Source organism: Streptomyces sp. NPDC007157, assembly GCF_040634235.1.
Taxonomy (GTDB): Bacteria; Actinomycetota; Actinomycetes; order Streptomycetales; family Streptomycetaceae; genus Streptomyces.
In genome coordinates this window covers 287,384-312,816 of the sequence record NZ_JBEYFE010000010.1, presented here as the reverse complement: position 1 = coordinate 312,816, position 25,433 = coordinate 287,384, and the positions used below count along the sequence as shown (strand labels likewise).

General features: G+C 68.1%; 29 protein-coding genes and 1 pseudogene. 12 read left to right on the top strand and 18 right to left on the bottom strand.

The window, feature by feature from the left end; genetic code table 11:
• Window positions 1-37: 37 nt before the first annotated feature.
• Complete coding sequence (locus tag ABZ642_RS21085; protein ID WP_360485930.1) at window positions 38-1,174, top strand: hypothetical protein; 1,137 nt, start codon at window positions 38-40, stop codon at window positions 1,172-1,174.
• Window positions 1,175-1,225: 51 nt separating this feature from the next.
• On the opposite strand, the gene ABZ642_RS21080 is transcribed toward ABZ642_RS21085, so the two are convergent.
• Complete coding sequence (locus ABZ642_RS21080; RefSeq protein ID WP_360485927.1) at window positions 1,226-2,602, bottom strand: MFS transporter; 1,377 nt, start codon at window positions 2,600-2,602, stop codon at window positions 1,226-1,228.
• A gap of 165 nt (window positions 2,603-2,767) precedes the next feature.
• On the opposite strand from ABZ642_RS21080, the gene ABZ642_RS21075 reads away from it, so the two are divergent.
• Entirely contained in the window at window positions 2,768-3,529 is a 762-nt protein-coding gene (locus ABZ642_RS21075) for a phosphoglyceromutase (protein WP_360485924.1), read from the top strand.
• 78 nt (window positions 3,530-3,607) lie between these two features.
• Here ABZ642_RS21075 and ABZ642_RS21070 read toward each other — a convergent pair.
• Window positions 3,608-4,245: pseudogene (locus ABZ642_RS21070) on the bottom strand (site-specific integrase); the annotation flags it as partial.
• A 535-nt stretch (window positions 4,246-4,780) separates the two neighbouring features.
• Here ABZ642_RS21070 and ABZ642_RS21065 point away from each other — a divergent pair.
• Window positions 4,781-6,064 carry a calcium-binding protein gene (locus ABZ642_RS21065; protein ID WP_360485921.1) on the top strand — a complete coding sequence of 428 codons (1,284 nt, stop codon included), beginning with the start codon at window positions 4,781-4,783 and terminating at the stop codon, window positions 6,062-6,064.
• Between the two features lie 646 nt (window positions 6,065-6,710).
• On the opposite strand, the gene ABZ642_RS21060 is transcribed toward ABZ642_RS21065, so the two are convergent.
• The 3 genes from ABZ642_RS21060 to ABZ642_RS21050 all read right to left on the bottom strand — a co-directional run bounded on the left by ABZ642_RS21060 (window position 6,711) and on the right by ABZ642_RS21050 (window position 7,746).
• The gene (locus tag ABZ642_RS21060) at window positions 6,711-6,986 is read right to left on the bottom strand and encodes a ribosomal protein L7/L12 (protein ID WP_360485918.1); all 276 of its coding nucleotides are present in this window, start codon (window positions 6,984-6,986) and stop codon (window positions 6,711-6,713) included.
• 233 nt (window positions 6,987-7,219) lie between these two features.
• Window positions 7,220-7,435: a hypothetical protein gene (locus tag ABZ642_RS21055; protein ID WP_360485915.1), complete on the bottom strand. Its 216-nt coding sequence runs from the start codon at window positions 7,433-7,435 to the stop codon at window positions 7,220-7,222.
• Entirely contained in the window at window positions 7,432-7,746 is a 315-nt protein-coding gene (locus tag ABZ642_RS21050; RefSeq protein ID WP_360485912.1) for a DUF6415 family natural product biosynthesis protein, read from the bottom strand. Before ABZ642_RS21050 ends, ABZ642_RS21055 begins: the two co-directional genes overlap by 4 nt.
• 295 nt (window positions 7,747-8,041) lie before the next feature.
• Between ABZ642_RS21050 and ABZ642_RS21045 the strand changes: the two genes are divergently transcribed.
• The 5 genes from ABZ642_RS21045 to ABZ642_RS21025 all read left to right on the top strand — a co-directional run bounded on the left by ABZ642_RS21045 (window position 8,042) and on the right by ABZ642_RS21025 (window position 12,179).
• Window positions 8,042-8,302 (top strand): hypothetical protein, encoded by a 261-nt coding sequence (locus tag ABZ642_RS21045; RefSeq protein WP_360486001.1) that lies wholly within the window; start codon window positions 8,042-8,044, stop codon window positions 8,300-8,302.
• Entirely contained in the window at window positions 8,274-8,801 is a 528-nt protein-coding gene (locus tag ABZ642_RS21040) for a DUF6879 family protein (RefSeq protein ID WP_360485909.1), read from the top strand. The genes ABZ642_RS21045 and ABZ642_RS21040 overlap by 29 nt, the downstream gene beginning before the upstream one ends.
• Window positions 8,802-8,824: 23 nt before the next feature.
• Window positions 8,825-9,676: a helix-turn-helix transcriptional regulator gene (locus tag ABZ642_RS21035; RefSeq protein WP_360485906.1), complete on the top strand. Its 852-nt coding sequence runs from the start codon at window positions 8,825-8,827 to the stop codon at window positions 9,674-9,676.
• A gap of 1,680 nt (window positions 9,677-11,356) precedes the next feature.
• Window positions 11,357-11,665, top strand: coding sequence for a hypothetical protein (locus ABZ642_RS21030; protein WP_360485903.1), 309 nt, complete (start codon window positions 11,357-11,359; stop codon window positions 11,663-11,665).
• A 247-nt stretch (window positions 11,666-11,912) separates the two neighbouring features.
• A complete protein-coding gene (locus tag ABZ642_RS21025; RefSeq protein ID WP_360485900.1) occupies window positions 11,913-12,179 on the top strand; it encodes a hypothetical protein in 267 nt (88 codons plus the stop codon).
• Window positions 12,180-12,306: 127 nt separating this feature from the next.
• Here ABZ642_RS21025 and ABZ642_RS21020 read toward each other — a convergent pair whose 3' ends face one another.
• From ABZ642_RS21020 to ABZ642_RS20985, 8 genes are all read right to left on the bottom strand, one after another.
• On the bottom strand, window positions 12,307-12,561 hold the full coding sequence (locus ABZ642_RS21020; protein WP_360485897.1) for a hypothetical protein: 255 nt from the start codon (window positions 12,559-12,561) through the stop codon (window positions 12,307-12,309).
• A gap of 824 nt (window positions 12,562-13,385) precedes the next feature.
• A complete protein-coding gene (locus ABZ642_RS21015) occupies window positions 13,386-14,540 on the bottom strand; it encodes a caspase family protein (RefSeq protein ID WP_360485894.1) in 1,155 nt (384 codons plus the stop codon).
• Complete coding sequence (locus ABZ642_RS21010; protein ID WP_360485891.1) at window positions 14,537-14,896, bottom strand: hypothetical protein; 360 nt, start codon at window positions 14,894-14,896, stop codon at window positions 14,537-14,539. The genes ABZ642_RS21015 and ABZ642_RS21010 overlap by 4 nt, the downstream gene beginning before the upstream one ends.
• 384 nt (window positions 14,897-15,280) lie before the next feature.
• Window positions 15,281-15,424, bottom strand: a complete 144-nt coding sequence (locus ABZ642_RS21005; RefSeq protein WP_360486009.1) for a hypothetical protein — start codon at window positions 15,422-15,424, stop codon at window positions 15,281-15,283.
• Window positions 15,417-15,932 (bottom strand): N-acetyltransferase family protein, encoded by a 516-nt coding sequence (locus ABZ642_RS21000; RefSeq protein ID WP_360485888.1) that lies wholly within the window; start codon window positions 15,930-15,932, stop codon window positions 15,417-15,419. Before ABZ642_RS21000 ends, ABZ642_RS21005 begins: the two co-directional genes overlap by 8 nt.
• Window positions 15,929-16,351, bottom strand: coding sequence for an arsenate reductase ArsC (locus tag ABZ642_RS20995; protein WP_360485885.1), 423 nt, complete (start codon window positions 16,349-16,351; stop codon window positions 15,929-15,931). The genes ABZ642_RS21000 and ABZ642_RS20995 overlap by 4 nt, the downstream gene beginning before the upstream one ends.
• A gap of 29 nt (window positions 16,352-16,380) precedes the next feature.
• Window positions 16,381-17,151: an MIP/aquaporin family protein gene (locus tag ABZ642_RS20990; protein WP_360485882.1), complete on the bottom strand. Its 771-nt coding sequence runs from the start codon at window positions 17,149-17,151 to the stop codon at window positions 16,381-16,383.
• Window positions 17,148-17,528: a metalloregulator ArsR/SmtB family transcription factor gene (locus ABZ642_RS20985; protein ID WP_360485879.1), complete on the bottom strand. Its 381-nt coding sequence runs from the start codon at window positions 17,526-17,528 to the stop codon at window positions 17,148-17,150. The genes ABZ642_RS20990 and ABZ642_RS20985 overlap by 4 nt, the downstream gene beginning before the upstream one ends.
• Window positions 17,529-17,607: 79 nt before the next feature.
• On the opposite strand from ABZ642_RS20985, the gene ABZ642_RS20980 reads away from it, so the two are divergent.
• Window positions 17,608-18,084: an ArsI/CadI family heavy metal resistance metalloenzyme gene (locus ABZ642_RS20980; RefSeq protein ID WP_360485876.1), complete on the top strand. Its 477-nt coding sequence runs from the start codon at window positions 17,608-17,610 to the stop codon at window positions 18,082-18,084.
• Between the two features lie 200 nt (window positions 18,085-18,284).
• On the opposite strand, the gene ABZ642_RS20975 is transcribed toward ABZ642_RS20980, so the two are convergent.
• On the bottom strand, window positions 18,285-18,908 hold the full coding sequence (locus ABZ642_RS20975) for a hypothetical protein (RefSeq protein ID WP_360485873.1): 624 nt from the start codon (window positions 18,906-18,908) through the stop codon (window positions 18,285-18,287).
• Window positions 18,909-19,043: 135 nt separating this feature from the next.
• Window positions 19,044-19,571: an SMI1/KNR4 family protein gene (locus tag ABZ642_RS20970; protein WP_360485870.1), complete on the bottom strand. Its 528-nt coding sequence runs from the start codon at window positions 19,569-19,571 to the stop codon at window positions 19,044-19,046.
• 353 nt (window positions 19,572-19,924) lie between these two features.
• Between ABZ642_RS20970 and ABZ642_RS20965 the strand changes: the two genes are divergently transcribed.
• Window positions 19,925-20,881, top strand: coding sequence for a hypothetical protein (locus tag ABZ642_RS20965; RefSeq protein WP_360485867.1), 957 nt, complete (start codon window positions 19,925-19,927; stop codon window positions 20,879-20,881).
• Between the two features lie 86 nt (window positions 20,882-20,967).
• On the opposite strand, the gene ABZ642_RS20960 is transcribed toward ABZ642_RS20965, so the two are convergent.
• A complete protein-coding gene (locus ABZ642_RS20960) occupies window positions 20,968-21,123 on the bottom strand; it encodes a hypothetical protein (protein WP_360485864.1) in 156 nt (51 codons plus the stop codon).
• A gap of 174 nt (window positions 21,124-21,297) precedes the next feature.
• Window positions 21,298-21,987, bottom strand: a complete 690-nt coding sequence (phoU, locus tag ABZ642_RS20955; protein ID WP_360485861.1) for a phosphate signaling complex protein PhoU — start codon at window positions 21,985-21,987, stop codon at window positions 21,298-21,300.
• A gap of 221 nt (window positions 21,988-22,208) precedes the next feature.
• On the opposite strand from phoU, the gene ABZ642_RS20950 reads away from it, so the two are divergent.
• Together ABZ642_RS20950 and ABZ642_RS20945 are read left to right on the top strand one after the other, a co-directional pair.
• The gene (locus tag ABZ642_RS20950) at window positions 22,209-23,465 is read left to right on the top strand and encodes an ATP-binding protein (protein WP_360485858.1); all 1,257 of its coding nucleotides are present in this window, start codon (window positions 22,209-22,211) and stop codon (window positions 23,463-23,465) included.
• Window positions 23,462-24,142, top strand: a complete 681-nt coding sequence (locus ABZ642_RS20945; RefSeq protein WP_010358452.1) for a response regulator transcription factor — start codon at window positions 23,462-23,464, stop codon at window positions 24,140-24,142. Before ABZ642_RS20950 ends, ABZ642_RS20945 begins: the two co-directional genes overlap by 4 nt.
• Window positions 24,143-24,266: 124 nt before the next feature.
• Here ABZ642_RS20945 and ABZ642_RS20940 read toward each other — a convergent pair whose 3' ends face one another.
• Window positions 24,267-24,932, bottom strand: a complete 666-nt coding sequence (locus ABZ642_RS20940) for a DUF461 domain-containing protein (RefSeq protein WP_360485855.1) — start codon at window positions 24,930-24,932, stop codon at window positions 24,267-24,269.
• Window positions 24,933-25,433 lie beyond the last annotated feature (501 nt).

The following is a 25,433-nucleotide window of genomic DNA, read 5'->3' as shown; positions in this document are numbered from 1 at the left end:
CATCTGACAAGTTATGCGACTCATCAGATTCAGCGGCATGGCAGCGGTGGCGGCGACGGTCGTCATGAGCGTGACGGGTGTGACGGCCGGACCGGCGACCGCCGGGGGCCAGGATGACGGGACCCAGGTTCCCTGCAGCACGACGGCGCTGACCACTGCCATCGTCGCGGCGTCACCGGGCGAGACGCTCTCCCTCTCCCGTGCCTGCACCTACCATCTGACCTCTGCCTTCAGCACTGGTGAGGGTCTGCCGACCATTGACCAGAGCCTCACGATCCGGGGCAACGGCGCGACGATCGTCCGCGACGGGATCGGCACCGCCCCGTTCCGGATCTTCCATGTCGTCTCCGGCGGCAACCTCCGCCTGGAGGACCTCGCCGTCCGCGGCGGGAACACCAGCGCCAACGGCGGGGGCATTCTGGTCGACTCCGGCGGCAGGCTCACGCTGACCGGCGTCGACGTGATCGACAACACTTCCCTGAACAGCGGTGGCGGTGTGGCGGTGTCGGCGGGCGCCACGGCGGTCGTACGACGTGGCTGGCTCGCGTTCAACAACGCCGCCAACGGCGCCGGGCTGTACAGCGGCGGAACGCTGAGCGTGGACGACTCCGAGTTCAGCCGCAATCACGCCCGGGCCGTCGGCGGTGCTCTCTACCAGGACGCCGGCAACGCCTTCGTGCACGCGAGTCTCGTCAGGCGGAACACGTCGGCCGTCAGCGGTGGCGGCGTCACCAACAGCGGCACCGCGTCGCTGGAGTTCAGCGACAGCAAGATCGCGAACAACACGACCTCCGGCAACCAGGGCGGCGGGATCCAGAACCTGTCGCGTCTGAGGTTGGAGAAGACGGAGGTCAGCGGCAACGTCGTCGGAGCGACGGGGGGCCTCGGCGGCGGCATCTTCAACACCACGAGCGCCGCCGTGCTCGTCGTGAAGGGCAGCGAGATCCTCCGCAACAGCGCGAACGGCAACGGCGCCGCCCAGGCCGGCGGCATCTACAACAACGCCGGCAAGGTCACCCTCGACCACAGCCACGTCCGCAACAACGCCTCCACGGTGGCGCCCGGCGGCGTCTTCACGACCAACCAGTTCACGGTCATCGGCTCGTCCATCACCCACAACATCCCGACCAACTGCGCGGGAAGCCCCGTCGTGGTGACCGGCTGCACGGACTGAGCCGGCCCGGGCGGCCCCCACGGGCCGGGCCGAGGACAGGGCGCGCGCCGGTCAGGCGCGAGCCCTGTCCCCGACCTCTGCGTCGACCTCCGCATCGACTTCCGCGTCGACCTCTGTCTTGGCCTCGACCGTGTCGGTGGCCCCGTCGGCATCCGCGTCGGCGTCCGTTCCTGTGATCGCCTCGGCGTCCGCCCCTGTGATCGCGTCCTTCGCAGCCGGGGTTCGCCCGTCCGGCAGCCGCCGCATGAGAACGCCGTACCCGAACGCCGCCGCCGTCCCCACGACCGCGCACACCCCCCACAGCCACCGCGCCCCGAACCGGTCGATGACGACACCGGACATCAGCGGCGCGATGAGCGCGGCGGCGGACCAGGACATCGTGTACATGCCCTGATAGCGACCCCGTCCGTGCACCGGCGAGAGCCGCACCACCAGCCCCGTCTGGGTCGGCGCGTTGACGATCTCGGCGAGTGTCCACACGCACACGGTGAGCGCGAAGACACCGACGGACCCGGCGAAGGCGGTGAGCCCGAACCCGTACCCCGCGAGGAGGGACGAGACGACGAGCAGCGACCGCGGATCACGGTGCTCGATGACCCGCGTGACGGGAATCTGGAGTACGACGATCAGCACGCCGTTCACCGCGATGGCCATGCCGTAGTCGGCGGGCGAGAACCCGGCCTCGCCCATCGCCACCGGCAGTCCGACGGACCCCTGCTGGAAGATCAGGGCGACCAGGAAGGACAGCCCGACGACGGCCATGTACCGCCCGTCACGCACCACGGTCCCGAGGCTGACCGGACTGTCCTTGGCACTCCCCTTCACCGCTCGCTCGGGCCGCGACTCGGGCACCTTGGCGAAGACGAGGACGGCACAGACCGCGGTCATCCCGGCCTCGATCAGGAACCCGGCGCGATAGCTGAACTCGGCGATGAACCCGGCCCCCATGGACGACACGGCGAACCCGAGGTTGATGGCCCAGTAGTTCAGCGAGAACGCCCGCACCCGGTCCTGCGGCCGCACGATGTCGGCCATCATCGCCTGCACGGCCGGCCGGGATGCGTTGGAGGCCATGCCGACGAGGAAGGCGACGCCGGCGATGGCGAGGGGGTCGTGCACGAACCCGAGCAGCGCGACGGCCCCCGCGGTTGAGCCCTGGGCGAGAAGCATGGTCGGCCGCCGCCCCAGCCGGTCGGCCATCACCCCGCCGCCGAGGGCGGAGACGACCCCGCCCAGTCCGTGCAGGGAGGCGACAAGCCCGGCGTAGGAGGCGCTGTATCCCCGGTCCAGCGTCAGATACAGCGCCATGAACGTGGCGACGAAGGCGCCCAGCCGGTTGACGAGGGTGCTGGTCCACAGCCACCAGAACTCACGGGGCAGACCGGAGACGGTCTCCCGGACAGCGCGTCGCAGGGCGACGGACGGCATGGCTCCCCCAGGGCAAGGCGTAAGTGCTGCTTGAGATGATCGGACCTTACTTTTGACCCGCTCAACTGAGCCACTCAATTAACAAAAGCAGTCAACTGTCCGACGTCTGGGACGGCCTCCGGGCGGCGGCACTCCGCCCCGAACACGTCGATTACGCTCTGACCCATGGCCGACGCACCGTACAAGCTGATCCTCCTCCGCCACGGCGAGAGCGAGTGGAACGCGAAGAACCTGTTCACCGGCTGGGTGGACGTCAACCTCAACGAGAAGGGCGAGAAGGAGGCAGTCCGCGGCGGTGAACTCCTGAAGGACGCCGACCTTCTCCCGGACGTGGTCCACACCTCGCTCCAGAAGCGGGCGATCCGCACGGCACAGCTCGCCCTCGAAGCGGCCGACCGCCACTGGATCCCGGTCCACCGCAGCTGGCGCCTGAACGAGCGCCACTACGGCGCCCTCCAGGGCAAGGACAAGGCGCAGACCCTCGCGGAGTTCGGCGAGGAGCAGTTCATGCTCTGGCGCCGCTCGTACGACACCCCGCCCCCGCCGCTGGACCGCGACGCCGAGTACTCCCAGTTCGACGACCCGCGCTACGCCACGCTGCCGCCGGAGCTGCGCCCGCAGACGGAGTGCCTGAAGGACGTCGTCGTCCGCATGCTCCCGTACTGGTTCGACGGCATCGTCCCCGACCTCCTGACCGGCCGCACGGTCCTGGTCGCCGCCCACGGCAACAGCCTGCGCGCACTGGTCAAGCACCTCGACGGCATCTCGGACGCCGACATCGCGTCCCTGAACATCCCGACGGGCATCCCCCTCTTCTACGACCTCGACACCGACTTCAAGCCCCTCACCCCGGGCGGCCGCTACCTCGACCCCGAGGCAGCGGCGGCGGCGATCGAGGCAGTGAAGAACCAGGGCAAGAAGAAGTAGGTTCCGTGATCATGCCCCCGACCTGCGCAAACGGCGCGGCGCGGGGGCATTCTCACGGCCTGGGCCCACTGTGGGCCCTCAGTGCCCCTGTTCCTGTGGCCGGAGTGCGCACCCGATGGCGCTCCGGGCGCGGTCCCGGCTGCTGGGCATGAGGTGCGCGTAGACCTTGAGCGTCAGCCCCGGGTCGGAGTGCCCCAGGTACTCGCTGACGGCCTTGATGCTCTCTCCGGCGTCCAGCAGAACCGACGCGTAGAAGTGCCTCAGGGCGTGCATGCCGTGCTCTCGCGCGGCGGCATGCTCACGGCTCTTGGCCTTGGGGATGACGCCAGCCTTGGCGAGCGAGGGCTTCCCACCACGGGATCGGGCAGAGGCACGTCACGGAGCTTTCCGCCCTTCGGGGGCGCGAACACGGCCTTGCTCAGGCTCAGCTTGAGTTGCTGCACGACGTGCAGGGTGTTGTTCTCGAAGTCCAGTTCATCGACGCACAGTCCGAGGATCTCCCCTTGCCGTAGCCCGCAGCCGGCGCCCACGTCGACCATCGTGCGGAAGCGGTCCACCATGGCGGCCCGTACGGCGAAGACGCGTTCCGGCTGCCAGGGCACGATCCGTCGCGTGCCCATCTCGGGGAGCGTCACCGTGCGGGAGTTGCAGGGGTTCCGGCGAAGGTAGCCGTCCTCTACGGCCGCCGACAGGATGGCACGGACGTTGGAGAAGATCCCTTCATCCAGTCGGCCCACACAACGCGCGCACCGGCCGCCACCGTTCACCGACGTACGCACACCCCATCTGACCTGCTCCGCGAACCTCAGCGAACGCCTCCGTACGGCCGTGCGGACAGTGTTGGGAGCAGTCCGTGGAATCCACCTGGGCGATAGGGGTACGCCAACGCGCGACGTACCGCGCGACCAGCGGAAACGGTGCACCAGCCTGACATCAACCGCTGACATCAACAGCCACGCACGCCGCCGCAGAACGTCACACCGACGTGAGTCGAACATCGCGGATTGGCGGCGCTTAGAGGCTGGTTGGCGGGTCGTCCATCCAAGGTGAACACGCCTACGGATTACAGGACCGAGTTCGTGGCCGGGCAGCGGCCGGTCGGTTGATCGCGTGCGGTATGACGGTGTGTCTGTAGGGCCGCACAGGGTGCGTGTGGCTTGATCGTCGGGCGGTCCCGGCAGGGGCCTGAGCATCAACCGACGTCCGCGGCACGCCCTGAGTGCCGCGCTCTTTGTCGAGGAGTCCCCCATCGTGAGACCGACCCTGCGACATGCCGTGTTCCCCCGGTGTGGTGCCAAAACCGCTGGTGAGTGGCTGCGGCACCCGGCCCGGCGTGCTGCCGTCCTGCTCGCCACGGTGGCGCTGCCGGCGGCCCTGGTGGTGCCCACGGCCACGCCCGCCGCTGCGGCGGTGCCCGTGACCGTCACCTTCAACGCGGGCGCCAACCAGCCCTTCACCGTCCCGGCCGGCGTCACCCAACTGACCGTCACCGCCACCGGCGCCGCGGGCCAGAACGGGACCAACGGCGGCGCAGGAGGGAGCGGCGCCACCGTCACCGGCAACGTCACCGTGCCGCCGAGCACCACCACCCTCTATGTCAACGTCGGCACGGGCGGGGGCGCCGGCGGCGGAGTGGTGGGTTTCCCGGGCGGTGCCGGCGGCGGTTCCAGCGATGTCCGCACCTGCAGCTCGGCCGTCCCCGGCTGCACCCTGACCGGCGTCCCCGGCACCGACCCCCGCCTCATCGTCGCGGGCGGAGGAGGCGGCGGCGGAACCGGCGTCTCCGGAGGCCAGGTCCCGGAGGCCACCGGCGGAAACGCCGGAAACACCGGCGGAGCCGGCGGCGCGAGAACGAACAGCGGCCAGGGCGGCGGCGGCGGAACCCAGACAGCCGGCGGCGCGGGCGGAGCCGCATGCCCCTCCATCGGTACATCCGGCACTCCGGGCACAGGCGGTGCGGGCGGCAACGGAGGAGGCGGCTTCGGGGCCGGCGGAGGCGGGGGCGGCTGGTTCGGTGGAGGCGGCGGCGGAGGCTGCAACATCATCACGAGTGGCGCCTCTCCCAGTGGCGGTCCCGGTGGTGGCGGTGGTGCGTCGAACCTCGTCCCCACGGGTGGTACCTCCGGACCTGCCGCGGGGCCGGCCAAGGTGACGATCACCTACGAGCCGGTCCCCCCCACCTGCGCGACCGCCACGCCGACCATCACCGGCACCAACGGCCCCGACTTCCTGGTCGGCACTCCCGGCGACGATGTGATCTTCGCTCTCGGCGGCAGCGATGCGGTCGACGGCCGCGGTGGCAACGACCTCATCTGCGGCGGCGACGGCAACGACTCGTTGTCCGGCGGTGACGGCAACGACCGCATCGAGGGCGGCAACGGCAACGACGCCCTGAACGGCGGCAACGGCAACGACGCCCTCTTCGGCGGCTCCGGCAACGACGCCCTCTTCGGCGGCCCTGGTACCAACACCAACGACGGCGGCCCCGGCGCCAACGCCTGTTTCAACCCCTCCACCGGACCCGGCTGCCCCTGACCCACCCCACACCGCCGACCTGATCGACGAACATCAGAAACGGGCCCCGGCGCAACCCCTCGTCGCAGCGGCGACCAACGCACGAGGCCCGTTTCAACGCTTTGTCCAACCGAGGAGAGTAAGCCTGCTCGCACGCGGAGCCGTCTCCCGGGACAGGCGTACAGCAGTGAAGTACCGCAACTCCAGCAGCTGCCCCCGACCTGGGCATGTTGCGTGACATCAGTAGCTGACATCAACAGAGGCGTACAACCGTGCACCGTGGCACGCCCGTGATCGGTGGACGAGCCGACAGATTCCAGCAGGCGAGCGGTTCGTGATGGTGCTGCACGCGCCTACGGATCAGATGGCTGCTCTTCTTCGTGGCTGAGAGCCCAGGGCGACACCGCCGGGCCCTCTCTGGGCCCTCCGAGGTCGACAGCGGTCGACCAACAACGACCAACAACGACGGCCCAGCCGCAGGTCAGTTGAGGTGAGCGGACTGCTGACCAGGGGTGAAAAACGAGCTCCTCAGACCCAGGGCAAGAAGAAGTAGCCCTGCCTGATCAAGTCCCCTGCCTGCGGTCCATCCGCAGGCAGGGGACTTGTCGCTTTGCCGGAGCCGTCTCCGGGTCATCTCCGGGCCGTCAGCGGGTTTCTCGGGCCGAACTCAGTTCTTCGGGAAGTCCGGCTCCGGCTGTTCTCTCGTCTCTGCCCGGGCTCCCGCATCGCAGAGGGCTACGACGGCGGCCGCGGCCTCTTCCTGGGGCACGCTGCCGAGAACCACGGCTGGAACCTGCGTTGCCAGAACCTTGCTGCGCCAGAGACTCAGCCCGGTCAGCCGACGCACGACCTGAGCGACGTCCAGCACACGGACACCTGGGTCGGTGAGCACCACGTCATGGGGCGAGTCGTCGCACACCAGCAAGAAGTACCTGTCTGCCATCGCTCTCCCCGCCCCTCTCCGGTTCTGAGGGTACGAGGCCTCAATCGCCGAGGTACTCGGCGAAGGCGATGACGGACCATCGGAGTTACTCTTTTCGACCTGGTGCTTGCTGTAGTGGTCCGCCGCCGGGCACAGGGGGAGGACCCGTCAGCGGACCGCGCGGCCGCCCGATACGGGGCGTCGGAGCAGCCGCCTACTGGCCCCGGCACGTCGGCTGCGCCGGGACCGGCCGTCTACTCGGTCCACTTGGTGCCGCTGGCGTCGCCGACCTTCTTCCGGCCGTTGTAGTAGTCCACATGCCTTCGGCCACTGTGGGGCGGCCTGGTGCAGGACGCTCCGCCGCCGGGGTGGACCAGGGCGCAGTAGCCGGCGGCGCGTGCTCCGGAGTGGAGGGCTTCCGCCTTCCGTGTCGCCAGGTCCTTCCGCTCCTCGGTGGGTGGAGCCGTCACCGCGGGGCCATCCGCTCGTAGTGCCCGCAGAGGGTTTTCACCGAGCGGGCCAGCCGGGCGGCGACGGAACCGCGGATCGCGTCGGTGTCGCCGTTTCCCAGGCGCAGGCGGTTCTCTGCCTCGCCGATGCCCGCCATCGCAGCGGCGCGGTTGGCAGCGGCCTCCGGGAGAAGGCAGGCCCTGGCCCGGACTGCGGGGATGAGCGCCTTGATGTACTCGCGGAAGGTCGCCGCGAGCCCATCCAATTCGGCACCCTCAAAGTGCTTTTCAGGGGCATCGACGGCGAGCACGAGCAGCGTGCTGTTGCGCATCGCCATGACGCTCGGAGGGGGGCTGTCCGCCTCTGCAGTGTCTGGTCCTGAACCTGTGGCGTGCGGCACGTCGACTCCTTCGCGGTCGGCCACACCCCGGGAGGTCACCGCCTCGCCGGGGTCTTCTTACGGCCATCGACGCTAAGAGCGTGACCCGCGCCAATTCCACTAATGTTCACCGATGTTCACAGCACTCTGGTTCTGCTGGTGATGGCGGACAAGGCACTCTTGACCAGTTACCTCAGTCGCTGGACGGTGGTGCACATCTGTGAACGCCATCAGCAGCGGAGGCGTGATGACACTACGGTTCATCGGCATCGACCCCAACACGGGCACAGGCGAGAGCCCCACCGTGTGGATCGACGACACCAAGAACGAACTGGTCATCCAGGGATGGAAGCCGGACCGGGCGCTCGAAGCGGAATGCGCGGCGTTCGCCGTGCCGGGGCACGCGGCAGGCATCCCCGACCATGAGGCAGTTGTCCGGATCCCGGCCCGCATGGTGCCGGTCCTGAGGAAGGCGTGCGATGCCGCAGAGCGTGCCGAGCTTCGATGAGCTCTTGGACGGCGCCGAGCGCTCCGCCGTCCACCTGGAGATGCGGGACGCCTACGGGGTGGCCGGCGAGGCCGACGACTTCACCCACTGGAAGGCCACAGGAGAACGGGACACCAACCCGGATTCCCCGTACTGGGGTCCCTGGACCAGGCTGATCCGGCGGACCGTCGCCCGCGGCGTCGCCGTGCGCCGAGCCCGCATCGTGTCCGAGCCGGTCACCGACTACATCCGGTACGAACACGGGGCCACGCAGGTCAACATCGACGCGGGCGAACAGGTGCGGTGGCTGCCACGCCGCCGAGCCTCGGACATCGCCCTGCCCGGCAACGACTTCTGGCTGATCGACGGCCGGCTGATCCGGTGGAATCACTTCACCGGGGACGGGGCATCGGGAGGCGGGGAGATCAGCGAAGACCCGGCTGCGGCGAAGCTGTGTGCCGAGGCGTTCGAAGCCGTATGGGTGCGCGCCACCCCACACGACGACTACAGGATCAGCTAGCGCGGAAGGTGCACGGCCGGCTCATGCCCATCTCCCCCTCCTCCTCGGCCCAAACTGCACGCGAACGGGTCGCGCTGCGGCTCCGAGACCTGCGCGCCGATGCGGGCATCACTGGGAGTGAGTTGGCCGAGCGGTGCGGCTGGACGCATCCGAAGACGTCCCGGCTGGAGAACGCGCGCACGCCTCCCACGCCGGACGACATCCGCCGCTGGTGCACCGCGTGCGGCGCCGAGGAGCAGGCCGCGGACATCATCGCTCAGTCGCGTGACGCCGAGTCCCTCTACAGCGAGTGGCGGCGTAAGGTCCGTGCCGGGCTGAAGCGCCTGCAGGACAGCTACGTAGAGCTGTACCAGGCCACGCAGTTGTTCCGGATCTACTCGCCCACCCTGGTGCCCGGCCTGCTGCAGACCGAGGGGTACGCGTGCGCCCTGCTGTCCGCCAACGCCCGGCTGCTCGGTATCCCTGATGACTCCGACGAGGCTGCGGCTGCGCGCGTCGAGCGTTCGAGGGTGATCCATGAGCCGGGCCACCGGTTCGTGATGCTGATCGAAGAGGGCGTCCTCCGCTACCAGTTGGGCGACAGCGATGCGATGGCAGCCCAGCTTGGCTATCTCCTGACGGCCGGGGCGCTGCCGTCCGTCTCGTTGGGCATCATCCCCGGCGCGACCAGGGAGCGCGTCCTTTGGCCGCAGGAGCTGTTCCACGTGTATGACGACGCTCTCGTCTCGGTGGAGTTGCTGTCGGCTCGGGTCCGCGTCACGCAGCCTTCCGAGATCGAGCTATACATCAAGGCGTTCGAGGAACTGCGCGGCATGGCTGTGTACGGCGCCGAGGCACGCGCCCTGGTCCTCAAGGCCATCGACGCCCTGGAATGACCCCCGAGCCCACGAAAGCGGCCCCGCCCTCCCAGCCTCCTGCCACACGCCACAACGACACGCACTTAAAGGCCGGTCACGCCCACCGTCAACCATCAGCCGGGACCGAAGCGTCAAGCATCTCCCGGGACCTGACACCCCCACAGGCCCGAGTGAGTCACAACTTTCTCTACTGGTTCAAGCCCCGCCCGTTGGGCGGCGGAGTGTGGTCCCGTGCACCACGGTCCGCCGGCATCGACGGAGTGCCCAGCCGTCGCGCACTTGGGATAACAGGACACGACAGCAACCGTGAGGTTCCTCAGCTTCCCCATGCCTCACAGCCCCTTGGGGCTTTCGCCTCAACCCCTTGGGTCACTGGCCCGCAGCGGCACGGGACAGCGGCGGGGGCTCTTGGCCCTTCGACCATCCGGTCGCGCTGTCCCTATCGGCTTTCGACCGTCGCTGCGTTGATCACACACCCCCGGCCCGCACTGCGGGCCGGCGCGCGGCTCGGGGCTCGGGCCTTCGCTCCTGCCTTCGGCCCGCGCCGGCCCGGCCCCGGCCCCGCGCCACCTTCGATGCCCCGGGGTGATCACGCTGCACACTCCGACCCCGCCAAGGGCCGATGCACCGGACCGAGCGTGATTCCCCACGCATGACCCACACCACCAGGCCCGACCCTGAGGAAGACGGCACTGCCCACAGGGTTACTTGCATGATCCGCCACAGACCGACAGACTCTTTGACCCCAAAAGCAGGTGCGCGACGGCTGGGCACTCCGTCGATGTCGGCGGACCGTGGTGACCGGGCGGGATAGTGGAGGTCAGAGCAAGCCTTGGCGTCCAGGTCGTTCGTACAGTGGCGCGCTCCACCTGGACGCCATGAATCACGCCCGCTCCACGGTGTGTGGGTCGACGGCGGACGGGATGGAAGCTGGGGCGAGTGGTGGGTGATGTCAGGTCGGGGGCGCGCCTCACCTCTTGATCATCGGTTGGTAGCCTGTTTTGCTTCGCGCATGATTACGGGCGTGATTACAGGGCTCTGGGTCTTCGTCGGCTCGGTGATCGGGACGACCCTCGTGGCACGGCGAGTGCGGCGGACAACTGCTCGGGCCGAAGCAGGGGAAGCAGTCTTCTTCCAGGTCGGGGCTAACTTTCCCGACGAGGGACGCCGATACAGCCTTGGCCTGGTACCGGCCGGAAGCGAGTTCCGGTGGAAACCTCGCTGGTCATGGACGCGGGTGCGCGAACTCCCAACCGATCTGCGCTATGTCTGCGCACGCGACGCGACCTTTCGCGAAAGGTTGTGGCTCCCGAGCGACGCGCTGGTGATCGAGTGTGAATCGTCTGCGGGGTCTGTACGACTATGGGTCCACGCGGAACATGCGGCGCACGTTGTAAAGATGATCCGGCATACAGATACCCCAAACTTGTCGAAGCCTTAGCCAGGTACGGCCATAGGTTGATCGCGGAGGACGGGAGAGGCCGCGCCTTTGAGAGAATGAGTGGCGAACTTGTCAAATCCGTCTCTGGCGGCTGACACCCACACCTGACACCAACAGGCCCGTACAGCAGCGGTCAGTGCCGAACCGCAGCGGCCGATCAGCCCAGGACAACGGCCGGTTGTCCTACGTCGCCGACGCCCCGTGATCGACCTGATAAGGATGAGGCTCCAATCCCAAGCCCAACAGATGATGTCCTCGTGGATCACCTTCCCGTAGACGTACGCGCAGCACTGCGCTTCTTCGCCTTCTACATCGCGAATGGCACCCTCGACGTGGATCTCTTGGAGGGAATCGACTACCGGCCTCAGCTCATGGCGTTCGGCTCTCCGTTGGAGCAGGTCTTTGCGATCTTCGCCAATGTCCTTCAGGTGGACGAAAACGGCGAAGTCCTGAACGAAGGGGACGCCCAGTACCGTGCCGCGCAATGGGTCCGCTCGTACTGCGATCCGAGTTACCTAGTGGAGCCACCGTTCGAGCGTTGGGAGACCGAGCTGCACGGGCCGTGACGGCAGTACCGCAACGAAGTACTGCAACCACAGCACCCGATCACGACCGGTCTCGACTTTCCGGGGCGCGGAAGCAACCGCAATGGCCGTAGATGACCGCTCCGCTTTGAGCTACGGATCAGAAGGCGCCGCGCCACAGTCGTGCCCGAATTCGAGCGGGGACCACGGTGATGGCCGACGAGCCCTTGGCCTGCCAGCGTCGCACCTCCGTACCACCAACGTGGCGTAGTTCCTCTAGGGTGCGATCATGCCTAGATTCGCTGAATTTGACGCATCGTCGCTTCGCCGCACCAGCTCAGTCGAGGGTGGCTTTCCCTGGAGGGGGCAGACCATCACTTTGCTCCGAATCGACGCAAAAGGCGTCGTCACGCAGGCAAGCAGGGTCACGGAAAAGCGAACGATGCTGGCACAGGCCGGCACGAAGGATCTGATAGTGGCGGCATGGCCTGGCCAGTGGTCCCAGGACGTCTTCATGGTGGACGATCTCAAGGCCGCCCGGGAAGCGCTGGGCTGACGCTACCGGGCCGTCCCTGGGCCGTGCGAGGGTGTTCAACGACGACCGACGCTGACAACCGGCGACAGCTAAATCGCTGGTCGCAGCGCTGGTCGATTACCCGGCGGAAGGTCAGAGACCCGGTCCTTCACTTCTCCGGCTCCTGACCGTCTTGCAGTCCCTCAAGCACAACCAAAGAGCCATCCTGCTCGAACCGCAGCACGCGGGGCCGGGGAGCTTCCTGGGCTGAGACCGGCTCAGGATGAAGCTCTCCGTAGCGCTGATGGTAAAGATCAACCGCTTCGCGGAGCGGGCATCCTTGTGCCTCACGAATCGCCTTCACTGCGAAGATGGTGCACCCCTCCAGAATGTCGCGATCCACACTCTCCGGCAGTTCCGCCACACGTCCTCCCCGGTCCGGCATCGCAGTAGAGCAACCGCGGTTCCTCCGGTCAACTGAGTTGAGCAGCCGACCACGGAAGGCCTCGGCTGTGCCCGCTGCATAGTTCGCATCGAGGAGCTATGCATGACCCAGGCCGTGCCAATCTCGTGCCAGAACGGACGGGGACTCACGAGGACTTGGGGTTTGCCGGGGCCAATTCGGCTGACGTCCGCCCAGGTAGGTATCCGCTGGTCACGTCCGTGATCGCCGAACCTCGCTCCTAAAGCAGTGATCGACGGGTCCGTGCCCTACGCGTGCCCGGCTCAGCAGGAAGCAACGGGGAATACCGGGTAGTCACAGTCATGGACGCAACGGCGCCGAGAGCCCGGCACTGATCATCTACAAGGCCGAGGACGGTGTGAAGGACCAGATCCTGTGCGCCGTCCGCGGTACCCCCGATCGACTCTCTCGATGGCCTCTGATGGGCCAGGTGGCAGCGTGGAACGGAATCCAGCCGCATGGTTCCAACTCCCCTTCAGCCCACGCACCTCACTGTCACACTGCTCAGCAGGGCGAGCAGCTCGTCCGATGTTGACCTCGGGGGAGGGCGAGCAATGGCGCAGCAACGCAAGGGCCATTACCGGGCGGCCACGTACGTCAGGCCGACGGTGGTCTCAAGACGGGCGAAGAAGCCTTCGACTTGGGTGATCGTGACGTTGGCGGTCGTTGCCATCGCTCTCTGGAACACGATCTTCGGAAGCGACTCAGATCAGCCGAGTACAACCCCCCAGCAGACAAGTCCGACTGCCCATGCTTCGCCCTCCCATTAGTCGCCGAGGCTAACGCTACTTTGGTCGCCCAATGCGCCCGGTTAGTGTCCGCCAGGCAGCTCCTATCCTTGCGGCAGGTGTTGCCACCTGCGCTTCTGACGGCTGCGTAGTACCAACAGGCCTTGGCGCTTCCACCCGGAGTTTCGCCCAGGCCGCATGCCATTGCTCCACTTGATCTTCCGGCACGCCACAAGCGGATAAGAAAGCTGGGGTAGCCGTCCATGTTGTGGGGAGGGTCTCGCGATTGAGGAGCGTCCTGACGCTGCCTTCCGAGATCCGTCCGTCTGACCGTTGGCTGACAGCCTTTTGTGTCAAGCCGGACCTCTGGCGCACATCCCGAAGCCTGGCGATGAAATCCTGGGCAGTGCGCACACCGTCCGGGGCAGGCCAATCGCGACTGACTGAGTCCGAGCCAACCAAGGTGCCCACAGGCGGACCGGGTAGGAAAGCTCGATTCCGCCCGAGCGCTAGTCGAGCGCTGGTGTTCCTGTTGCGAGCTTGCGGTATGGGACGCCTCTTGGCTCCTAGTGAGCGGCGCAGATGCCGGTATACGACATCGAGCTCTAGGAGCTCCGGCCCATCCGGAATGCCTGCGCGCAGAACTTCCAGAAGCTCGCCGGTGAAGGCCGTGTACCTCTCACCAGGCGGAGCAAGGGCGTAGCTCGTCTCCGATGCTGCTGCCAAGAGGTAGCTTCCTTCGACAGAAGCTTGATCCGCCAGTTCCGGCGTGCCGGCCATCGTCCCCAGGGCCAAGCCGGCGAAGCAGCAGTCCAACACAAGCACATGCCGCTCTGCGGGGCCTGCGAGAACAGCCTGACGCAACCAGTCGTAGGGGAGTGCCGACCCGACCCACTGCTGGTGGGACTTTGGCAGCGCGAGTTGCAAGGCGTTCTGCAGGTCGATCAGCCCGTGCCCGGCGTAGTACACGAGAAGCGTGTCGCGGGCGTGCTCGACGGCGGATCGCAACTCCGCCATCACTTCATCGTTGGACGCTGGGTTCAACATCACTACGCAGTTCTGCGGCGCCAGCCCCCAGGCGGTGGGGAGGCAAAGAGCCTCTGCAAGCGCTGTGAGGTTATTGGCGACAGCCGGTAGCTGCTCTAGGTGGTCGAACTGACTGGAGCCAATCAGTACGGCTCGTGACGCTCCGGGGTCGGGCAGCGCACTCACTCGTCCTGGCCCTCCCCGGTCTGCCCCTCGCTTAGGATCCGGATCACGCGCTCTACTTCCTCGTTGCTGCAGTTCGTGAGCGAGACGGTGGTGTCCTCACGGCTAATCGTGATCTGTGGATTCTGCGGTCGCGTCCGTTTCCATGCCACAACGGCCATCACGAACGAGGCCGCGCTCCATCCGTTCTCGGTGACCAGCTTGATCACTTCGACAGCAGAGCCCATCTGTCCCGGTTGGAACGATCCGTCCTGCAGTTCAATAGTGGCTGATCGGCGCACAATCGCGTCACTTCGCAACCAAGCGTGGAGTGAGCGGAGCTCACCTGCACCGTGTTCCATGCGCAGATCAACGTGCACAACGTGCCCCTCCCCGTACCAACTGATCCTGCTCAACGTCTGCGATCCCATCGTCGGTCAAAGTCACAGCCAGTGAGAGACGTTCACAGGAACGCGCACGAAGACGTTTCGCGGGACGAGCCGCCTTCTGCTGGCTGACGCCGATCATTGGGCCACGACTGGGCCGTCTCTGGGCCGTCCGAGGCCGATCGACAGCGGCCGACAACGAACAATGACGACCTCTGAGTCACGGCGGACCAGCGCCCTGACCTGCAAAGTTCCAGCGTCTCAAGATCCCCGACAACACCCAGGACAAGAAGAAGTAACCCTGCCTGATCAAGTCCCCTGCCTGCGGCATTTCTGCTGACGGGGGGCTTCGTCGTGGGTGGGGTCGGCTGTGGGCCGTCAGGCACCACGCAGATGCCACGGGTACGCCTTCGGCCCGCCCTGACCCGGTTGGTTCGGGACGAAACCGCCGTCGCCGTACAGAACCCGCACCCCCATCTCACGCAGTTCGGCCACGCTCCGCTCGAACTGTCGGTCATGCACGTAGGCAGGGTGCATGACTCCGTCGCTCGATCAGCACGACGTCTCGCCACACGCCCTGATGCCGGCCGATGCGTTCGCGGGTCCCGATGATCCGGAAGCCCATCCGTTGGTGCAACGCGAGGCTGGGGGTGTTCTCCGGGAAGACACCTGACTGAATGGTCCAGATGCCCGCCGACTCGGTGGACCTGAACAGGGCGTCGAGGAGTGCCGCGCCGATTCCCCGGCCGTGGGCGTCGGGGTAGACGTACACCGAGTGTTCGACCACCCCCGCGTACACGCACCGGTCCGACACCGGTACTGCGGCGACCCAACCGAGCACTGTGCCCGAGTCGTCGAGGGCGACGTGCCGGTGGTCGGGCAGCCTGGTGGCGTCGAAGTGTTCCCAGGTGGGTGCGGTCGTCTCGAAGGTGGCGTTGCCCTCGTCGATGCCCAGTTGGTAGATCGTCAGGACCTCGGCGGCATGCTCGGGGCCCATGGTCGTGATGCGCACGCCGGGCGGGACGTTCATACGCCGGCCATCGGGGCGATCTCTTCGATCAGGCCGCGGATGCGCTTTTCGATCTCGTCGCGGATGGGCCGCACGGCGTCGACGCCCTGCCCGGCCGGGTCCTGGAGCTCCCAGTCTAGGTAGCGCTTGCCGGGGAAGACCGGGCAGGTGTCGCCGCAGCCCATCGTGATGACCACGTCCGAGGCCTGCACGGCTTCGACCGTGAGCACCTTGGGGACCTCGGCCGAGACGTCGATGCCGACCTCCGCCATTGCTTCGACGACGGCCGGGTTGACCGTCGCGGCGGGCGCCGATCCGGCGGAGCGCACCTGGACGTGGTCGCCCGCGAGATGGGTGAGGAACGCGGCGGCCATCTGGGAGCGCCCGGCGTTGTGGACACAGACGAAGAGCACGGACGGCTGTTCAACAGGGGTGTTCATGGCGGGTGCGCTTTCTGGCGACGGGTGGGTCAGGGGAGTGTGCGGGCGGCGAGTGCGGGTTCGGCCTGGGGGTCTGCGGGGTCTGCGGGGCTTGCGGGGTCTGCGGGGCCGGCCTGTGCGGGTGCCGGGCGTCCGAAGACCGCGACCACCAGGCCCAGCCCCAGTGCGGCGCCCACCAGTTGAGCCGCGACGAACGGGCCGAGGGAGCCGGGCGCGATCCCGGCGAAGGTGTCGGTGAAGGCCCGGCCGACGGTGACCGCGGGGTTCGCGAACGAGGTGGACGACGTGAACCAGTACGCGGCGCCGATGTAGGAGGCCACGGCCACGGGTGCGTAGCGGGCCTGACCGGTGCGGGCCAGGCCGAAGATCAGCAGGATGAGGCCGGCAGTCGCGACGACCTCCCCCAGCCACAAGTGACCGGCGAAGCGGTCGTGGGTGGACCAGCGCACAAGCGGCTCGCCGAACATCGCGTCGGCCAGGATCGCGCCCGTGACAGCTCCGGCGACCTGGGCCGGTATGTACGCGGCAACCTCTCGCGCGGCCGGACCGTCCCCGGTGCGGCGGCCGGTGGCCCAGGCGGCGAGAGTGACGACGGGATTGAAGTGCGCGCCGGAGACCGGGCCCAGGAGCGCGATCAGCACACCGAGACCGAAGACCGTGGCCAGCGAGTTGGCGAGCAGTTGCAAGCCCACGTCCCTGGTCAGCTCGGTGGCCTGGATGCCGGAACCGACGACCACCGCGACCAGGGCGGCCGACCCCACCGCCTCGGCGACGACGCGGCGGCTCAGCGGGACGCTCACGCGGTCGCCCCAGCCGCCTGCGACGTCTTCAGGAAGGCGGCGAGCCGGTCGAGTGCGGCAGGCAACGCCCAGTAGTAGACCCATGTGCCCCGTCGCTCGCAGTCGATCAGACCGGCCTGCCGCAGCAGCTTGAGGTGGTGCGAGATCGTCGGCTGGGACAGGTCGAAGGCCGGAGTCAGGTCACAGACGCAGACCTCACCGCCCGCCCGCGACGCGATCATCGACAGCAGCCGCAGGCGTACCGGGTCACCCAGCGCCTTGAACAGCTTGGCCAGCTCGGCCGCCCGGTCCTCGTCCAGCGGCGCGGCCACCAGGCCGGGGCAGCACGCGCCGTTCTCGTCGCTCTGTCCGAGAACCACAAGCTCTTGCTTCGACATACGTCTATGTTGACGTCCTTCGATCCAGGACGCAAGCTTGCATCGACAGACATCAATGCAAGCCGATGGGAGCCCAGTCATGTCCCGCGCTCAGCTCGCCCTGCGTGTCAGCGACCTCGAAGCGTCGATCACCTTCTACTCGAGGCTGTTCGGCACCGAACCCGCCAAGCGGCGTGAGGGATACGCCAACTTCGCCATCACCGAGCCTCCGCTCAAGCTCGTCCTGATCGAGGGCGGCCCCGGCGAGGAGACCCGGCTCGACCACCTCGGCGTCGAGGTCGAGTCCACCGACCAGGTCAGCGCCGCCACCACTCGACTCAAGGACGCCGGCCTCGCCACCTTCGAGGAGAACGACACGTCCTGCTGCTACGCCCTCCAGGACAAGGTGTGGGTGCACGGCCCCGGCAAGGAGCCGTGGGAGGTCTACGTGGTCAAGGCCGACGCCGATACCCTCGGCAAGAGCGCCGACCCGGCCGCGACCGGCGACGGCTGCTGCACCGGCCAGGCCGCCGAGGAGGCCGCGCCCGCAGCCGCCGGATGTGCCTGCGGGCAGTGAGCCGAACGGTCTGACCGGCCGGCACCGTCCGCCCTGGTTTCCGCCGCTCCAGCAACATGCTCGTACCAGACGCGAGTCGGGGTGTTTTCACGGCCTGGGCCACTTGCCGCCCTTCGGGGGGTGCGAACGCGGGCTGATTCAGGGGGATCTCGCCTTGCCATGGGCCGCAGCGATGTACGCCGACCACACCAGGCCGGTGGTCACTGCTTCCGCTCGCCAGTCGTGAACGGGCCGGTCGCGGGGGCCACACACGTGTCGACGACGGTCATCTCGCCGGCTGCCGAGCCCTCCAGGCACAACCGTCCACCCTTGTCACGCAGGTCAAGGAAGAACCGCGTGGTCGCGCCGGACTGCTTGAGGTCGTGGATGCGCTCGTCGACATAGCCGAGGTCGTTCAGGATCGCCCTGACCTTGGTGGGGGTGGGTTCCACCAGATCCAAGAGAGCCTGGGTGATGCGCTGTTCATGAAGGCTGCTCGCGCACCAGTCGCGAGCGTTCAGCTCCACTTCCGGACCCGCCGTGGGGGCGATGGGCTCGATCGCGTCGCTCGGCGGTGTCTTCACCCCGTCGGACGGGAGTGTCTGTGCCGGGCCGGTCGGTGGCGCCTCTGGCGGGGCGCTCGGGGGACACGACTGCGCGATCTTGTCCAGCATCGCCGTGAAGGCCGCGTCGGGCCGGCCTCCGACCGCGTCTGCGGGCTTGGTCTGCTCTGCGCCGGCGTTCGTCTTCGCGGTGCCGCACGCGCCAAGTGCCAGCGCGGCAAGCGCGGTTGTCGCGAGGGTGCGCCGCGGGCCGCGCGAGGAGCGGGCGAACACAGTGGCCAAGGCGGAGATTCGTCTCATGCGCACAGTCTCCGAGCGGGCCTCCCCCTGCACGTGAGTACACGTACTCATGTGGGTGGGAGGTACTCGCTCAATCGACTTGGCAGCCGAACAAGGTGGGGCCGGGTGTGCGGCCGGTCAGCGGCAGAGTTCCATGACGGTGTCGTCGAAGTCCGGGAACTCTCGGGCCGCCTGCTCGATGACGGCGACCGCGGGCTGCCTGTGCTCGGCCGCGAATCGTTCGGCGACGGCCGCCAGTTCCTGGTTGTGGCGCGGGGTCCGATCGGGCTCGTACGAGGTGGCCGCCTCCCACGGGCCGTACCCCCCGGCCAGGAGCCACAAGAAGGCGCCCAGATCGCGCGCCACGACACCGGTCTCGCCCTCGGAACCGAGAAAGACCACAGGCTGGTCGACGAGGGGGCGGTCCGGGCGGATGAGCCAGAGGGCCGCGTATCCGCCCGAGCCGTCCTTGCCGAAGACGCGGAAGCTGTCCCCATCCAGCTCCGCGTTACCCGTCCAGGCCCGGAACCAGTCGGTGGTCTCCTCACCGGACAGGAAGGCTGAGAAGGGCTCGAAGTCCACACCGTTTCCGTCGGCATAGTCGAACGGGAGCGCCAGAGCGGCGGCGAGGGCCGCCGGGAACCGCCGATCATCAGTAGAAGTCACGCGGACACGCTAGCGACCACCACTGACACCGAGCCTGAAGACGCCACGTCAGCCGCGCCGCGCCGACACACGCCCTGCAGCGAGTCCGCCGGAGCGGTGCAGATGTCCTGGGCCGTCCTTGGGCCGCCCGGGGGCGCTCGACAGTGGCCAAGGACGACCAACGACTACCGCCGGGTGCGCGAGTCGGGGCGTTTTCGCGCCACGCCCCCGACCGGCGTCGCACAACCTTCCGCAGGGTTGGCGTGTCTCAGTCACATACCAACGCCGACCGGGTTCGGTCGGCCCATGGATTTTCCGCTCGGGGAACGGCGGCTTCCCGCTGTCGTTCCCCGAGCTCCTGACACGGAGAACGCATGCGTATTCGCACCACCGCGGCCGTCGCCGTCGCCTGCGGCGCCGCCGCCGCGCTGACCTTGGCCGCCGTTCCGGCCGCCACCGCCGCCGATGCCCCGGCTTCCGTACGGCCCTGGCAGCTCACCGGCACCTCCGTCGACGGCAGCGGGCGTACCGCCTTCGCGGCCGCCACCGCAACCGCCAAGCAGCCCTACGCACTGGCCGTCACCTTCTCCAAGGTGAAGGTCGACAGCGGCAAGTCCGCGGTGTCCGTCGGCACGGACGCCATCGTGCACGTGTCCTACAGCTTCAACCTCACCGCCACCAACGTGGACGTCTCGGCACAGGACTTCTTCGTCGGTCTCGACCTCTACCGCGGCTCCGCCACCAAGCCGACGAGCGACCTCTACGGCGACCAGCCGGCGACGTGCGACGTGACCTCCTCGGAGTCCTCGTACGAGAAGGTCGTCACCGGCATGTCGTGCAAGGGGAAGGTCGACATCTACCCCCGCTCGGACCTGCACAACGCCGACGCCGGTGCGAAGTGGCACTCCGTGGCCTGGGCGATCGCCTACAACGGCCAGAATCCCGAGGACCCGGCCGACGTGAGCAAGATCGGCACCGCCGAACTGACCGGGCAGACTTCTCCCACGGTCCGCCGGCTGTCCAAGCTCACCACCAACGCCGCGCCCGAGCCGGTCAAGAAGGGCAAGACCCTCACCGTCACCGGCGCTCTCACCCGGGCGAACTGGGAGACCCACAAGTACGCCGGCTACACCGGGCAGAAGGTCAAGCTGCAGTTCCGCAAGAAGGGAACCAGCACCTACACGACCCTCAAGACCATCTCCACGGACAGCCACGGCAACCTCAGGACGACGTACAAGGCGACCACCGACGGCTACTGGCGTTACTCGTTCGCCGGTACGGCCACCACCCCGGCCGTCTCGGCCGCGGGCGACTTCGTCGACGTCAAGTAGGGCCCCGGCAGCACGAGGCGGCCCCCACCGGCACGAAGGACCCCCGACCGGAGTCGGGGGCCCTTGGGCGTACGTCGGGTGAGTGCTCAGCCGCACTGGCAGGGGCTGCCCGACTGGCAGCCGCAGCCGCAGCCCGAGCCGCACCCGCACGCGCCGATGACCAGAAGGTTCTTGATCTCGGCGGGCTGGTCGGTCTCGCGCTGCTGCGTGGGGTCTGGCGTGGTGCTGGGGGATTCGGCCATGGATCCCTCCTAGAGGTCCCTAGAGGCAGGGCGTGGTGCCCTGCCCATTTCATGCCCGTTTCACTGGGCGCATCAACGGCGCACAGTGGCGCCCGCACGCCCGACCCGCACGCCGCGAGCCCCCGACCCGCCAGGGGAACCGCCGGCGGAACCGTCAGTGGAACCGTCAGGGGGTTACGCCCCCTCGATGCCCGTCACCGGCTGGATGTCCGGCTGCAGCTCGTCCGCGTGCTCGCCCGTGACCAGGAAGACGACGCGCTTGGCGACTGCGACCGCGTGGTCGGCGTACCGCTCGTAGTAGCGGCCGAGCAGCGTCACGTCGACGGCGGTCTCGATGCCGTGCTGCCAGCGGTCGTCCAGCAGGTGCTGGAAGATCGTGCGGTGCAGCAGGTCCATCTCGTCGTCGTCCTGCTCCAGCTGCAGGGCCAGGTCGACGTCCTTGGTGATGATCACCTCGGCGGCCTTGGCCATCAGACGCTGCGCGAGCTGCCCCATCTCCAGGACGGTCGCGTGCAGGTCGTGGGGGATGGCGTTCCCCGGGTAGCGGAGCCGGGCCAGCTTGGCGACGTGCTGCGCCAGGTCGCCGGAGCGCTCCAGGTCGGCGGACATCCGCAGAGAGGTGACGACGATCCGCAGATCGGTCGCCACCGGCTGCTGGCGGGCCAGCAGGGCTATCGCCCTGGCCTCCAGGTCGTGGTGGAGTTCGTCCACCTTCTGGTCGGCCTCGATGACACTTTCGGCCAGCTTGAGGTCGGCGTCGAGGATCGCCGTCGTGGCGCGCCCGATCGCCGATCCGACCAGCCTGGCCATGTCGACCAGGCTGTCGCCGATCGAGTCGAGTTCCTCGTGGTACGCGTCCCGCATCAGGGTTCCCTCTCGTACGTGTGTTCTAGGGCTCCGGAGGCCGGGGCCCGTGGCCGAAACCAGCTCCGAACCCCACGCTCCCATGTTCTGGTCCCCGCGCGTCCGTTTCTGCCATCGCAAATGAACCAATACTGGCTCCAAGGTGAACTCTGGGCGACGAGTGTTCGAGCTGACACCTCGCGGACTGTGGGGATGTCGTACGCCCTGCTTAACCTGTTTGCATGGACGTGAACGCGGCGGTCGCCGCAGCGGCAGCGATCGCCGGGGTGCTTACCGGTGTCATCGCCATGCTGGCGTTCCGCTGGAGCGAACGCGACCAGAAGCGACCGACCAGGACTTCTCTGCACACCGACCCCGTACTGCCCCCGGGCGTGGACACCGTACTGAGCGTGCTGCGCTCCTCCGCGGTGGTCCTCGACGAGGGCGACATCGTGGTCAAGGCGAGCTCGGCGGCGTACGCGCTGGGGCTGGTGCGCGGCGGCAAACTCGCCGTCGAACCGATGCTCCAGATGGCCCGGGACACCCGGCGCGACGGCGAGATACGCCAGGTCGAGCTGGACCTGCCCCGGCGCGGCACCGGACGCGGAGAGGCGCTGGCCGTCTCCGCCCGGGTGGCGCCCCTCGGCTCCCGGCTCGTACTGCTCCTCGTCGAGGACCTCACCGAGGCCCGTAGGATCGAGGCGGTACGACGCGACTTCGTGGCGAATGTCAGCCACGAGCTGAAGACCCCGGTCGGCGCACTCTCCCTCCTCTCCGAGGCCGTCATGGACGCCTCGGACGATCCGGAGGCCGTGCAGCGCTTCGCCGGTCGTATGCAGATCGAGGCCACGCGCCTGACCAACCTGGTCCAGGAGCTCATCGATCTGTCGAGAGTGCAGAACGACGATCCGCTGGAGGACGCCGAGCCCGTCCGGGTGGACGAACTCGTCGCCGAGGCGATCGACCGGTGCCGCCACCAGGCCGGCACCAAGCAGATCACCATGGCCGCCGGCGGCACCGCCGACCTGCACGTCTGGGGCAACCGCGGCCAGCTGGCCGCCGCCCTCGGCAACCTGGTCGAGAACGCCGTGAACTACTCGTCGGCCCGCACCCGGGTCGGGATAGCCGCCCGCCGGCTCAACGCACCCGGCGGCGACATGATCGAACTTGCCGTGACCGACCAGGGCATCGGCATCACCGACAAGGACAAGGACCGCATCTTCGAGCGCTTCTACCGAGTCGACCCGGCCCGCTCGCGGGCCACCGGCGGTACCGGTCTCGGTCTCGCCATCGTCAAACACGTGGTCGCCTCGCACGGCGGGGAGGTCACGGTGTGGAGCGCCGAAGGTCAGGGCTCCACGTTCACCCTCAGGTTGCCGGAGGCGGGCGCGGCTCGTGACCGCGCCTCGCAGCACCCCGACCCCGACCTCGATGACGAGGCCGGTACCACCGAGTCATCCCCGTACGAACCGCTTCCCGCCCCGGAGGTCCTTCCGTGACCCGAGTGCTCGTCGTCGAGGACGAGGAGTCCTTCTCCGACGCCCTGTCGTACATGCTCCGCAAGGAGGGCTTCGAGGTCGCAGTGGCGGCCACGGGTCCCGACGGTCTCGACGAGTTCGAGCGCAACGGCGCCGACCTCGTCCTCCTCGACCTGATGCTGCCCGGCCTGCCGGGCACCGAGGTCTGCCGTCAGCTGCGCGGCCGGTCCAACGTCCCCGTCATCATGGTGACGGCCAAGGACAGTGAGATCGACAAGGTTGTCGGGCTGGAAATAGGAGCCGACGACTATGTCACCAAACCCTTCTCCTCCCGCGAACTGGTCGCCCGTATCCGGGCCGTCCTGCGCCGTCGCGGGGAGCCGGAGGAGGTCACCCCGGCCGCCCTCGAGGCCGGTCCGGTCCGCATGGACGTCGACCGCCACGTGGTGACGGTCTCCGGCTCCAAGGTCGACCTCCCCCTCAAGGAGTTCGACCTGCTGGAGATGCTGCTCCGCAACGCGGGCCGCGTCCTCACCCGGATGCAGCTCATCGACCGGGTCTGGGGTGCCGACTACGTCGGTGACACCAAGACCCTCGACGTCCACGTCAAGCGCCTGCGCGCCAAGATCGAGCCGGACCCGGGCGCGCCCAGGTACCTGGTGACGGTCCGCGGCCTCGGCTACAAGTTCGAGCCGTAAACCGCTGACCTGGTCCTACGACCGCACGGCTGAGCCACGGTCGTGACCGTACGGCCGACGCGAGAAGGGCGGCCCCCTCGGGGGTACCGCCCTTCTCGCGTTCGCCGTACGGCCGTACGACTGCTCAGCCCGCGTTCGCCGACTCCGACGCCGAGTCGCTCGGGGTGGCGCTCTCGGACGCCTTGTTCTTGCCCTTGGCGCTCTCGCTCGCCGTGGCGCCCGCCGCCGGGGAGCCGGAGGTCGAGGAGGAGGCGGACGAGGACGCGGAGGCCGACGGGACCGCGCTCGGGCCCCAGCCCGTGAAGAAGCTCTCGGCGGGCACGACGAACGCGCGCAGGCTCACGTCACCCGCCTTGCTGAAGGTGAACGTGACCTTCTGCGCGTTGCCGTCCTTCACCGCCTCGCGGCTGCTGGCCAGCACCGCGGAGGCGTTGCCCTTGCCGCCCAGGATCAGCCGGCCGCCGCCCGGGATGGTCAGCGGCTGGGACTTGGTGGCGTGCAGTTCGGCGGTCTTGTTGGTGCCGGCGACGACGATCGACTGCAGCGTCTCGGGCTCGGTGCCGGTGTTGAAGATGGTCGCGGTGACCACGGCCGGGCCGGTCGAGGTGAGGTCGGGCTGGGTGATCACGGTCGCGTTCTGGACCTTGATGTCGCCGACACTCGTCGCGGCGTTGTCCGGCTTGATCTCCAGCGTCTGGGAGTTGTTGCCGGCACCGCATGCGGCGAGCGAGGCGACGGAGACGGCGATGGCGGAGGCGGCGAGGGCGCCGCGTCGAAGGCTGCTGCTCACGGCGGCGGCTACTCCTTGAACGCACGGGCGGCTCCTATAAAGCCGCCCTAAGTGTCTGTCAGCGGCCTTAGGTTACCGAGCCGTTCCCGCGTGGCCGCACCCGACCCTCCCCAAGCCCCTCGCTTCTCTTGAGCAGCTGCGTCCCCAGGCCCCCACAAGTGACTCCTCGGTCACTTTGGGGGGCGCTCGTCAGGCATTCACATAACTGGCTCGCAACACCGCGCGCAAAATTTCCGTGAAGGAATGCGCGACCGTCGGGGAAATTGATCACGTACCGTTCGGTCGGACGCCCGTGATCAATTCCGGAAACGCCTCCGATCCGGCATCGGCAGCCGAACGGAGTAGCGGAAGTCGTACACTTGGAAGTGGACATATGGGGACGTTCAGCCACTTGGGCGGCCGTCCGGAGGTGTGTAACGTACGCGTTTCACCTCGCCCGAAGAGCCGCTCCGACCTGCGAATACCTGGTTCCGGACGGCCCGCGCAGCACGTTCCTGTTGC